The following is a 10,947-nucleotide window of genomic DNA, read 5'->3' on the forward strand; positions in this document are numbered from 1 at the left end:
CGCGTAATCCTGTGGGAGCGGGTTCACCCGCGAACACCGGCGAAGCCGGTGCCAGGTACCGTGTTGCCTTCTTCGCGGTGTGAACCCGCTCCCACAGGGACGGTGCAGGGCGCAGGATTGAGCGATGCTCTCTGCTAAGCATCGAACTTTTCGATCTTACCCCACGGTATTCAGCCAGCCCACATTGCCCAACCTGCTGATACAATCGGCCCACGAGAAATTTTCAACTTATTCCAGGAGCACAACGTGCCCGTCGTCTTTGTTGCCGCCTCTAAACTCCCGACTCCCTTCGCGACCTTCACCATGCATGGCTTTCTCGATGAAGCCACTGGCCGTGAGCACGTGGTGCTCAGCCTGGGTGACATCGCGGACGGCCAGCCGGTATTGGGGCGCCTGCACTCCGAGTGCCTGACTGGCGATGCCCTGTTCAGCCAGCGCTGCGACTGCGGCTCGCAGCTGGAAGCGGCGCTGCAGGCCATCGCCCGCGAAGGCCGTGGCGTGCTGCTGTACCTGCGCCAGGAAGGCCGCGGCATCGGCCTGCTGAACAAGATTCGCGCCTACGAGCTGCAGGATGGCGGCGCCGACACCGTCGAAGCCAACGAGCGCCTGGGCTTTGCCGCCGACCAGCGCGACTACGCCATGTGCCTGCCGATGCTGGAGCACCTGGGCGTGAAATCGCTGCGCCTGATGACCAACAACCCGCGCAAGGTCAAAGCCCTGACCGACATGAACATCGTGGTTGCCGAGCGCGTGCCGCTGCACACCGGGCACAACCCGCACAACCGCTACTACCTGGCGACCAAGGCCGGCAAGCTCGGCCACATGCTGGGCAACGAACACCAGGGCGAGGTGCCCCAGGCGTGACCCGCGCCGAGGTCAAGCGGCGCCTGGCGCTGGCCTGGTGGCAGTACCTGGCGGTCGGCCTCGTGCCGCTGCCGGTCATGGCCTGGGCGTTTGGTGGCGGTGATGCGCTGATCCCGGTGCTGGCCATGCCGCTGTTCATCGCCGGCGCGGCAACCATGTTCCTCAGCCTGCCGCGCTTTGGGGCCTACAAGCGCGCACTCATCGCCACCTCCAAGGTCCTCGGCACCGGCGAAGAACCCGCCGCCTGGATCGAGTTGGCGCGGGTACGCCGGCTGGCCATGCTGTATGCCTGCTTCCCGGCCTGGGTCGCCGCACTGTCGGTGCTGGTTGGCCTGGAGGCGGTGCCACAGATCCTGCTTGCGTTGTCCACCGTGGTGGTGCTGTACCTCTATCGCATTCCGCGCCAGCTCGGCTGATGCGCTTGCTGCCTGGGCTGCTGGCGCTCTTTGCCTGCACCGTGCTGGCCGCAGAACCCCTGCGGGTGGTCAGCCTGGCCCCTTCGATGACTGAAATCATGCTCGAACTGCAGGCCGACGACCTGCTGGTGGGCGTGCTCGACGGGGGCGAACGACCGGTTGCGCTGCGCGACCTGCCTTCGGTCGGGCGGCAAGGGCAACTGGACATGGAGCGCCTGCTCAGCCTGCGCCCTGACCTGTTGCTGCTGTGGCCAGGGAGTGTGCCGCCGGCCCAGCGCGACCAGCTCAAACGCCTGGGCATTGCCACCTTCAGTGCTGAACCCCATGACATCGACCAGCTAATCGTGCAGATCGAGGCTATTGCCGTGCGCATCGGCCGTACCGAGCAAGGCCATCAGTACGCTCAAGCGCTGCGTGAGCGGTTGCAGCAGCTGCGCCAGCAGTATCGGCGGGACGAACCCTTGCAGGTGTTCTACCAGGTCTGGGACCGGCCGTTGTACACCCTCGGTGGCCGTCAGGTGGTCAGCGACGCGCTGGCCGTATGCGGAGCGCGCAACGTGTTCGCCGACCTCAGCCAACCGGCGCCGCAGGTGAATGTCGAGTCGGTGTTGCTGCGCAACCCACAGGTCATCCTTGCCGGTGATCAGGCGCAGCTGGCCAGCTGGAGGGCCTGGCCGCAGCTTCGTGCGGTTGCTGATGGGCGTTTGTTGGTGGTGCCCGACAAAGGCCTGGAGCGCCCCAGCGGGCAGATGATCGAAGCCACCGCCCGCCTGTGTGCGTTGCTCGCGGCTAAAGCGCCGGCGTCCAGGTGACGCTGAACAGTAGCGTGCGGCCTTCTTCGCGGTAAGGGTGGTAAGCGCCCTCGTAGCTGTACAGGGCGCGGCTGTAGCGGCGGTCCAGCACGTTATCCAGCTTGGCTTCCAGTTTCACTTCATCAGTAGCCGCCCAGCTACCACGCAACCCAAGCAGGCCATAGCCACCTATGCGGTTGCGGTTGGCCTCGTCGTCATAACTGCTGCTGACTGCCTGCCAGCTACCGCCTACACCGAAACGCCCGAATTCGCGGTCCAGGTCCAGGCTCAACGTGCGTCGTGCGCGGCGGGCGAGGGTGTGGCCGCTGTCACGGTCGCGTGGGTCGATCAGCGCCAGGCCAAGCTGGCTGTGCCAGGCGCCCCATTGCTGGGTCAGCGCCATTTCCAGGCCGTTGATCCGTGCCGAGGCGACATTGCGGGGTATCGAATCCTGGCCAAAGATGATCGCATCGCGCAGGTCGGTGCGGTACAGCGAGGTCTCCAGCCGAGTGTCTGCCGTCAGTTGGCTGCGCCATTGCAGCTCGTAGCTTCTGGAGTGCTCGGGGTCCAGGTTCGGGTTACTGAACTGTGGGTAATAGAGGTCGTTGAACGTTGGTGCGCGGAAGCCTTCGCTGTAGGAGAGCAGTACGTCATTCTGCTCGTTCAGCGGTACGGTCAGGCTGCCGCTCCAGGTGGTCTGGCCGCCAAACTGTTGGTTGCGGTCATGACGTACGCCCAGCTCGGTGGAGAACTGCTCGCCCTGGTAGCGGTGCTGCGCGAACACGGCACGGTTCCAGCGGCTATCTTCGGTGAAATCGGTACTGCCGTGTACACGGTCTTCGTACCAGTCACCACCAACCAGTACGGTGTTTTGTTCGCCCAGGGCCAGGTCATTCTGCCAGGTGACCTGATCGCGGTAGGTGTTGAACACAAAGCGCTCGGCGCTGAGCTTGTCGCGTTTGTCGTCGCGGTTTTCGCTGTGGGCCAGTTCCAGGCGTGAATGCCAGGTTTCGGTAAGCTGGGCGTCGAAGTAACTACCCAGGCTGCTGACGCTGAAGTCGGTGTAGGGCTGCTGGCCGAAGCTTGCGAAGGTGACCGGGTCGAAGCCACCGAAAGGGTTGTCGTATTCGCTGCGGCCACGGCTATCGAGCAGGTTGAGGCCGGCCTCGAAGCGTTCGCCAAAGGTGTGACTCAGGCTCAGGTTGAACGACTTGTTGCGATAGGCGTCGTGGTCGCCATCGCTGGCGAAGGACGGCCCGGTCGCGTCGATGCCGGCCGTTTCATCCAGGCTGGCGCCGAGGTTGAAGCGTGTCGCGCCATTACCGCCAGAAAGCCCCAGGCTGCGCTGGAAGGTCTGATTGCTGCCGGCTGCCACGCGCAGGCGCGGTTGCATGCCTAGGCCGCTGCTGCGCCGGGTGAAGATCTGGATAACCCCGCCAATGGCATCGCTGCCATACACCGCCGAGCGCGAGCCGCGCAGCACTTCCACCCGTTCGATCTGGTCGACATCGAGAAACTGCAGGCCGCTGTCTCCCGAGGTGGCATTGGCGATGCGCACGCCATCGACCAGCACCAAGCTTTGTGCGGCCTTGGTGCCGCGGATGAAGATGCCTGGCAGGCTGCCACGGCCACCGGTAGGTGCCACCTGTACGCCCGGCACGCGGCTGAGCAGGTCGGTGACGCTGGTGGGTTGCAGGCGGTCGATGTCGGCGCGGGTGAAGACCGTGTTGGCGGCGCTGGTAGCGGTGCGCGACTCGACCTGGCGGCTGGCGCTGATCAGCACGTCGGGGAGCTTGAGGGCGTCGTCGCGTTCGGCGGCCAGTAGCGGCAGGGGGAGGCAGAGCAGGGTGGCAAAGCTTGGGGCTTTCATGGGCAGTACCATTTTGCGAGGGCTGCGCCCTCGATCGCGACACAAGGCCGCTCCTACAGGAATTGCACAGGCCGGGGGCGCGGTCTCTGTAGGAGCGGCCTTGTGTCGCGATGGGCCGCAAGGCGGCCCCGGGGATTACAAGCCGAGCTTGGCCATGCGGGCTTTCACCGAAGCCTCGATACCGGCCGCATCCAGCCCGCATTCGGCCAGCATCTGCGCCGGCTTGGCATGCTCGACATAGATGTCCGGCAGGCCCAGGTGCAGCAGCGCCTTGACCACGCCTTGGTTGGCCAGGAACTCACCCACCGCAGCCCCCGCACCACCCATGATGGCGTTCTCTTCGATGGTCACCAGCAGCTCATGGCTGCCAGCCAGCTCCAGCACCAAGGCTTCGTCCAGTGGCTTGACGAAGCGCATGTCGACTACCGTGGCATTGATCTGCTCGCCCACTTGCATGGCCTCGGCCAGCTGCACGCCGAATACCAGCAGGGCCACTTTTTCGCCTTGGCGGCGGACCACGCCCTTGCCGATTTCCAGCGGTTCAAGGTCACCGCTGATCGGTGCATTCGGGCCGGTACCACGCGGGTAACGCACCGCCGCCGGCCCGTTGTACAGGTGGCCGGTGCTGAGCATCTTGCGCAGCTCGTTCTCGTCGCTCGGGGTCATTACCAGCATGCCCGGGATGCAGCGCAGGTACGACAAGTCATAGCTGCCCGCGTGGGTCGGGCCGTCTTCGCCGACCAGGCCAGCGCGGTCGATGGCAAACAGTACGTCGAGGTTCTGCACCGCCACGTCGTGGATCAGCTGGTCGTAGGCGCGCTGCAGGAAGGTGGAATAGATCGCCACCACCGGCTTGCTGCCCTCGCAGGCCATGCCGGCCGCCAGGGTCACGGCATGCTGCTCGGCGATCGCCACGTCGAAGTAGCGCTCCGGGTAGCGCTCGCTGAAGTCGACCAGGTCGGAGCCTTCCTTCATCGCCGGTGTAATGCCCACCAAGCGGTTGTCGGCGGCGGCCATGTCGCACAGCCACTGGCCGAACACGGCGGAGTACTTCGGGCCGCTGGCTTTCTTCGGCGCGGCGGGTTTGTCGGCCGGCTCCAGCTTGGTGATGGCGTGGTAGCCGATCGGGTCGATCTCGGCGGGGGCGAAGCCCTTGCCCTTCTTGGTCACCACGTGCAGGAACTGCGGGCCCTTGAGGTCACGCATGTTGCGCAGGGTGGCGATCATGGTTGGCAGGTCATGGCCGTCGATCGGGCCGATGTAGTTCCAGCCCAGCTCTTCGAACAGCGTACCCGGCACCAGCATGCCTTTGGCGTACTCCTCGGTGCGGCGGGCGATTTCCCAGGCGCCCGGCAGGCGCGACAGCACCTTCTTGCTGCCTTCGCGCATGCTCGCGTAGGTGCGGCTGGAGAGGATCTTGGCCAAATAGTTGGACAGCCCGCCGACATTGCGCGAAATCGACATGTCGTTGTCGTTGAGGATCACCAGCATGTCGGCGTTGACTTCCTGGGCGTGGTTCAACGCCTCGAAGGCCATGCCGGCGGTCAGCGCGCCGTCACCAATCACCGCGATCGACTTGCGTGCGCTGTTTTGCAGGCGGGCGGCAATGGCCATGCCCAGCGCGGCGCTGATCGAGGTGCTGGAGTGGCCGACGCCAAAGGTGTCGTACTCGCTTTCGCTACGGCGCGGGAAGGCGGCGATGCCGTCCTTCTGGCGCAGGCTGAGCATGCGGTTACGGCGCCCGGTGAGGATCTTGTGCGGGTAGGCCTGGTGGCCCACGTCCCACACCAGCCGGTCGTCCGGGGTGTCGAACACGTAGTGCAGGGCGATGGTCAGCTCGATGACGCCCAGGCCGGCACCAAAATGCCCACCGGTCTGCCCCACGGTGTAGAGCAGCTCCTGGCGCAGCTCGTCGGCCAGGGTCTCCAGGTCGGCTTCGGCCAGCCGGCGCAGGCCGGCAGGCGTGTCAGCGCGGTCGAGCAACGGCGTGACCGGGCGTTCGCGGGGGATCTCTTGAAACGTCGTGGGCATCAGGCGAGTCGTTATAGGTGTGTGAAGACGCGGCAGTTTACCCCATTGTGGGAAAAGTGCCCATTCAACCACAGGTTACGCGGCCCCTTGTAGGAGCGGGTTCACCCGCGAATGCGATCTTGAATTTGCCGACGCATTCGCGGGTGAACCCGCTCCTACAGGGGATAGGTGTAGCTGCTTAGTTGCGGCGTTCGACGATGTAACGCGCCAGCGCCCGCAGCGGCTCGGCCTTTTCGCCGAACCCTTCCAGTGCGACCAGCGCCTGGTCGCGCAGTTCGATCGCATAGGCTTTAGCTGCTTCCAGCCCCAGCAGGGACGGGTAAGTCGGTTTGTCACGAGCTATGTCAGCACCCTGGCGTTTACCAAGGGTGGCGGTGTCGCTTTCCACGTCGAGGATGTCGTCCTGCACCTGGAACGCCAGGCCGATGGCTTGTGCGTAAGTCTGCAGGGCATCCAGCTGCGCCTGTTCGGCGCGGACGCTGGCCAGGGCGCCGAGGCGCACGCTGGCTTCGATCAGCGCGCCGGTCTTGTGCCGGTGCATGAACTCCAGCGCCTGCTGGTCCAGCTTCACGCCTACCGAGCCCAGGTCGATGGCCTGGCCGCCGACCATACCGGCCGGGCCGGCACCCTTGGCCAGAGCCTGGACCATGGCCAGGCGGATGCTGTCGGCCTGCGGGCTCAGGCGTGGGTCGAGCAGGGCGCTGAAAGCCAGGCTTTGCAAACCGTCGCCAGCGAGGATGGCACAGGCTTCATCGAAGGCTTTGTGGGTAGTGGGCTGGCCGCGGCGCAGGTCATCGTCGTCCATGGCCGGCAGGTCGTCATGCACCAGCGAGTAGGCGTGGATCAGCTCGACCGCGCAGGCTGCGCCGTTAGCCTGTTCGGCCGGGGCGCCCAGGGCTTCGCAGGCCGCGTAGGCCAGCAACGGGCGTACGCGCTTGCCGCCGTTCATCACGCTGTAGCGCATGGCGGCATAAAGGCGTTCAAGCTCCTTGGTCGGGGCGACGAACAGCGGTTCGAGGGCCGCGTCGACCCGCGCCTGGCAGTTGGCCTGGTAGGTGCCGATCATGCTTCCGGCTCCGCGTCGAAGGGCTGGGCAGCCAGCTCGCCATCGCGCTCCAGCAGGATCTGCACCTTCTGCTCGGCCTGGGCCAGGGCGCCCTGGCAATCACGGGTCAGGGCGATGCCTTGTTCGAAGGCGGCCAGCGATTCTTCCAGCGACAACTCGCCGTTCTCCAGGCGCTCGACCAGTGCTTGCAGGTCTGCGAGGGATTGCTCGAAATCGAGGGAGGCTTTTTTGCGGGCCATGGCGACTGTCTCGGTGGCATTCAGAACGGCGCGACACTAGCAGAGCGGGGCGGGGGGAGCAAACTTCAGGCAGCCTGAGGTTGGAATTGCCGGCCTCTTCGCGGGTAAATCGGACCGCCGCACCGCCGCTCCCACAGGTACTGCACCGGTTCTGAATGTGACGCAGACCCTGTAGGAGCGGGTTTACCCGCGAATGGGCCGCAAAGCGGCCCCGTACGGTAGGTCAGGCGGTCTCGGCCTCTAGCTCCACCATGGCCTCCCGGTACCGCGCCAGTTCCTCGATGGTCAGCACCGGTAAATTGTACTGCCGCGCATACACCGCCACCTGCTCGCCACGGGCCATGCTGCCATCGGGGTTCATCAGCTCGCACAGCACCGCCGCCGGGCGCAGGCCGGCCAGGCGCGCCAGGTCCACCGAACCTTCGGTATGGCCACGGCGGGTCAGCACGCCGCCATTGCGGGCACGCAGCGGGAACACATGCCCCGGGCTGACGATATGGCGCTGATCCGCCGTTGAGCGCAGTGCCGCAGCAATGGTGGTAATGCGGTCCTGGGCCGAAACCCCGGTAGTGATGCCTTCTGCCGCCTCGATGGTGACGGTAAAGCCGGTGCCGTGGCGAGCCTGGTTGTTCTGCACCATGGGCGCCAGTTGCAGCTTGTCGACGGTGGCTTCGTCCAGGCACAGGCAGACGATGCCGCTGCAATCGCGAATCATCATGGCCATGGTCTGCAGTGAAATGTTCTCGGCGGCGGCAATGATGTCCGCTTCGTCCTCGCGGTCGTCGTCGTCGAGCAACAGCACAGGGCGCCCGGCCTGGAAGGCGGCGATGGCAGCGGAAACATTGGGGAATTGCGGGTGGTGCTGGGTGGACATGAAACGCTCCTCGTGAATGATCGATGAACGTCTCGGGGCGAACAAAATGCGCGCGCAGGGGCGCCCGGATGGCCCCTGCCTGACGCCTTCTTTCATCCGGACTATGACCGTCGGCTCTGGAGTTGCACCAGATCTGCTGACCCCCGGCATGGCCGGGGCGCTCGCGGGCTCATCTTTCGATTTACCGCCGGTGGGGACTTTCACCCCGCCCTGAAGACCAGCCAAGCATACAGCACATGGCCACCTCACTGGCAACCCACGGCTCTACGACCTTTGGCGGTATCATGCAGGCATGGCCTTTCAGGAACAGCCCCATGGACATTCTCCAGGTCGCCGGCGGCAAGCCGGTCAAATTGTGGACCGACGGCGTGCCGGTCGAAGACGACGCCCGCAAGCAGCTGCTGAACACGGCGCGGATGCCGTTCATCTTCAAGCACCTAGCGGTGATGCCGGACGTGCACCTGGGCAAGGGTTCGACCATCGGCAGCGTCATCCCCACGATCGGCGCGATCATCCCCGCAGCGGTTGGCGTGGACATCGGCTGCGGCATGATCGCCGCGCGCACCTCGCTGCACGCCCGTGACCTGCCAGACAACCTGCATGGCTTGCGCAGCGCCATCGAGCAGGCAGTGCCGCACGGCAAGACCTTCGGCAAGCGTGACCAGGGTGCCTGGGCCGATGTACCGGCCAAGGCGGATAAGGCCTGGGGCCAGCTGGCCGGGCGCTTCAAGGCGATTACCGACAAATACCCACGGCTGGAGAAGACCAACAACCGCCACCACCTGGGCACGCTGGGCGGTGGTAACCATTTCATCGAGGTGTGCCTGGATCAAGCCGACCGCGTCTGGTTCATGCTGCACAGCGGCTCGCGCGGCGTGGGCAATGCCATCGGCAACCTGTTCATCGAACTGGCCCAGGCCGATATGCGCCAGCACCTGGCCAACCTGCCAGACAAGGACCTGGCGTATTTCGAGGAAGGCAGCCGCCATTTCGCCGACTACGTCGAAGCCGTGGAGTGGGCGCAGGACTACGCCCGGCAGAACCGCGAGCTGATGATGCTGGCGGTGGTCGGCGCAGCGCGCAAGGCACTGGGCAAAGCGTTCGAAGCCAGCCTGGAAGCGGTGAACTGCCACCACAACTATGTGCAGCGTGAGCAACATTTCGGCCGCGAAGTGTTGGTGACGCGCAAGGGCGCGGTGTCGGCGCAGAAGGGGCAGCTGGGCATCATTCCTGGCTCCATGGGGGCCAAGAGCTTCATCGTGCGTGGGCTGGGTAATGAAGAGTCGTTCTGCTCCTGCAGCCATGGCGCAGGCCGGGTGATGAGCCGGACCAGGGCCAAGAGCCGCTTTACCGTGGAAGACCAGCGGCGGGCCACGGCGCATGTGGAGTGCCGCAAGGACAAGGACGTGATCGACGAGATCCCGATGGCGTACAAGGACATCGACGCGGTGATGCGTGCGCAAAGTGAACTGGTGGAAGTGGTGCACACCTTGCGGCAGGTGGTGTGCGTGAAGGGCTGACAGGTGTACGCCGGCAGGTTTGTTGCGCTCGATCTGCCAGGCGCTGTAAATCTGTCGGCGAACACCCAGCCCTGAAACATTCTCAAGACATGCGCCTGGCGATTTTCATGGGGGCATTAAAAAGCCGGCTTGTGGCCGGCTTCTCGGGGACGCTTCCGACTAATTTATGGTAAGCCGCAACCGCCTTAACTGTGTGGCCAGCAAGGGCCTGAAAGAGATGGCTGATACCCGTGTGGGATATCGCCGAGCCCTCTGGACTGCGGCTCGCGCCGGTCGGGGCTAAATGTGCGGCGTAGCATACAAGGGCGAGCGCAGGATGCCCAGCAAAAAATGGCACAGGTTGTTTCAACCGGGCCGCTGCTGGCGGAAATGCGACCAGTGGAACACCCAGCCTAGAACCTCCAGGCCCTGCGCCTGGCGCTGCGTGGGGGTGTAGCGTTCGACCGCATAGTTGCGCCGGTCATGGCTGTGCAGGTACAGCGTGCCGTTCTGGCCGAGGCTGAGGTTGTTCACCCTGAGCATGCCGTTGTGCAGCAGGGCATAGGTTTCGCCCTCGACCACCCGGGTCATGCCCAAGTCGATGGCCAGGGTGGCCTCTAGCGGAATCAGCGGAACCATGTTGCTGGCAGTCATCGCCATGCAGATGGCGTTATCGCTACGTACACCCAACCCTTTCAGGGCTTTTGCGGGCAAGCGCAGGTGTTTGCCCGCAACGGGCGCAAGCAGGCCGTTTCTCAGTTCGTAATAAGGCACCAGCATTACCCGGCCGCGATGCACCGATAGCGGGGTAGGTGGGTTGGCGGGTGCTGACCGTGGTGGGCAGTGGCGCAGGATCGCGTTGGGGTGCTTGGGCCCTTCGCCGGTGCGCAGCCAACGGCGATGCACACAGAACAGGTCGGCCAGTTCGTCAAGCCGGGCCAAGGGCACACCGCGTTTGAACCAGTTGTTGACGTGCTGCGGTGTGACGCTGCGCTGGGCGGCGAAATCGGAAGGGGTCAGGCCACATTCGTGGAGCAGGGCTTTGAGGCGGTCGCCAGAATTGTTCATGCGGCGAGTGTAGCGGCGGGGTGCCAGCAGGGATATGAACCGGGTGTTGATGAGGTTTGTACGAAAAGTGGCTGCTTGTAGGGCGTTGGTGTAGGACTGCGTAGGATTTATTACCGCCCTCAGCCTTGACGCGGTCCCTGTACAGGCTGTGTGAAAACTCAAAATCAGAGTTCAGCCCGCCAGCGCTGATCTCTGACTGAGACTTTCAGATAACCGAGAGATACCTCTC

10 protein-coding genes and 1 riboswitch are annotated in these 10,947 nt (G+C 64.7%); of the genes, 4 read left to right on the forward strand and 6 right to left on the reverse strand.

What is annotated here, in order from left to right; genetic code table 11:
• Nucleotides 1–246 precede the first annotated feature (246 nt).
• From ribA to ACIP1G_RS25095, 3 genes are read left to right on the forward strand one after another with little or no spacing between them, the layout of a single operon-like run.
• Nucleotides 247–864 carry a GTP cyclohydrolase II gene (ribA, locus tag ACIP1G_RS25085; protein ID WP_003260612.1) on the forward strand — a complete coding sequence of 206 codons (618 nt, stop codon included), beginning with the start codon at nt 247–249 and terminating at the stop codon, nt 862–864.
• Entirely contained in the window at nt 861–1,280 is a 420-nt protein-coding gene (locus ACIP1G_RS25090) for an MFS transporter (RefSeq protein WP_110741770.1), read from the forward strand. Before ribA ends, ACIP1G_RS25090 begins: the two co-directional genes overlap by 4 nt.
• Nucleotides 1,280–2,092, forward strand: a complete 813-nt coding sequence (locus ACIP1G_RS25095; RefSeq protein WP_400741750.1) for a cobalamin-binding protein — start codon at nt 1,280–1,282, stop codon at nt 2,090–2,092. The genes ACIP1G_RS25090 and ACIP1G_RS25095 overlap by 1 nt, the downstream gene beginning before the upstream one ends.
• On the opposite strand, the gene ACIP1G_RS25100 is transcribed toward ACIP1G_RS25095, so the two are convergent.
• The 5 genes from ACIP1G_RS25100 to ribB form a co-directional block, all read right to left on the reverse strand.
• Entirely contained in the window at nt 2,070–3,941 is a 1,872-nt protein-coding gene (locus tag ACIP1G_RS25100) for a TonB-dependent receptor domain-containing protein (RefSeq protein ID WP_400741753.1), read from the reverse strand. The two genes, ACIP1G_RS25095 and ACIP1G_RS25100, sit on opposite strands and share 23 nt — an antisense overlap.
• Nucleotides 3,942–4,076: 135 nt before the next feature.
• On the reverse strand, nt 4,077–5,972 hold the full coding sequence (dxs, locus tag ACIP1G_RS25105; RefSeq protein WP_400741756.1) for a 1-deoxy-D-xylulose-5-phosphate synthase: 1,896 nt from the start codon (nt 5,970–5,972) through the stop codon (nt 4,077–4,079).
• Nucleotides 5,973–6,150: 178 nt separating this feature from the next.
• On the reverse strand, nt 6,151–7,038 hold the full coding sequence (gene ispA / locus ACIP1G_RS25110) for a (2E,6E)-farnesyl diphosphate synthase (RefSeq protein WP_400741758.1): 888 nt from the start codon (nt 7,036–7,038) through the stop codon (nt 6,151–6,153).
• The gene (locus tag ACIP1G_RS25115) at nt 7,035–7,277 is read right to left on the reverse strand and encodes an exodeoxyribonuclease VII small subunit (protein ID WP_003255380.1); all 243 of its coding nucleotides are present in this window, start codon (nt 7,275–7,277) and stop codon (nt 7,035–7,037) included. The genes ispA and ACIP1G_RS25115 overlap by 4 nt, the downstream gene beginning before the upstream one ends.
• Before the next feature lie 223 nt (nt 7,278–7,500).
• Complete coding sequence (gene ribB / locus ACIP1G_RS25120) at nt 7,501–8,151, reverse strand: 3,4-dihydroxy-2-butanone-4-phosphate synthase (RefSeq protein ID WP_400741760.1); 651 nt, start codon at nt 8,149–8,151, stop codon at nt 7,501–7,503.
• 80 nt (nt 8,152–8,231) lie between these two features.
• Nucleotides 8,232–8,373: riboswitch (FMN riboswitch) on the reverse strand.
• Between the two features lie 92 nt (nt 8,374–8,465).
• On the opposite strand from ribB, the gene ACIP1G_RS25125 reads away from it, so the two are divergent.
• Nucleotides 8,466–9,671 carry an RtcB family protein gene (locus ACIP1G_RS25125; RefSeq protein WP_400741763.1) on the forward strand — a complete coding sequence of 402 codons (1,206 nt, stop codon included), beginning with the start codon at nt 8,466–8,468 and terminating at the stop codon, nt 9,669–9,671.
• 345 nt (nt 9,672–10,016) lie between these two features.
• Here ACIP1G_RS25125 and ACIP1G_RS25130 read toward each other — a convergent pair whose 3' ends face one another.
• On the reverse strand, nt 10,017–10,718 hold the full coding sequence (locus ACIP1G_RS25130) for a helix-turn-helix transcriptional regulator (protein WP_400741766.1): 702 nt from the start codon (nt 10,716–10,718) through the stop codon (nt 10,017–10,019).
• Between the last annotated feature and the right edge of the window lie 229 nt (nt 10,719–10,947).

The sequence above is a fragment of the Pseudomonas sp. NPDC089392 genome, assembly GCF_044749595.1.
In the GTDB taxonomy this organism is placed as follows: domain Bacteria; phylum Pseudomonadota; class Gammaproteobacteria; order Pseudomonadales; family Pseudomonadaceae; genus Aquipseudomonas.

Excerpts from the sequence above, each read along its gene's own strand:
- ACIP1G_RS25095 (WP_400741750.1), top strand. The coding sequence starts at position 1,280 with ATGCGCTTGCTGCCTGGGCTGCTGGCGCTCTTTGCCTGCACCGTGCTG.
- ACIP1G_RS25100 (WP_400741753.1), bottom strand. The coding sequence starts at position 3,941 with ATGAAAGCCCCAAGCTTTGCCACCCTGCTCTGCCTCCCCCTGCCGCTA.
- dxs (WP_400741756.1), bottom strand. The coding sequence starts at position 5,972 with ATGCCCACGACGTTTCAAGAGATCCCCCGCGAACGCCCGGTCACGCCG.
- ispA (WP_400741758.1), bottom strand. The coding sequence starts at position 7,038 with ATGATCGGCACCTACCAGGCCAACTGCCAGGCGCGGGTCGACGCGGCC.
- ACIP1G_RS25115 (WP_003255380.1), bottom strand. The coding sequence starts at position 7,277 with ATGGCCCGCAAAAAAGCCTCCCTCGATTTCGAGCAATCCCTCGCAGAC.
- ribB (WP_400741760.1), bottom strand. The coding sequence starts at position 8,151 with ATGTCCACCCAGCACCACCCGCAATTCCCCAATGTTTCCGCTGCCATC.
- ACIP1G_RS25125 (WP_400741763.1), top strand. The coding sequence starts at position 8,466 with ATGGACATTCTCCAGGTCGCCGGCGGCAAGCCGGTCAAATTGTGGACC.
- ACIP1G_RS25130 (WP_400741766.1), bottom strand. The coding sequence starts at position 10,718 with ATGAACAATTCTGGCGACCGCCTCAAAGCCCTGCTCCACGAATGTGGC.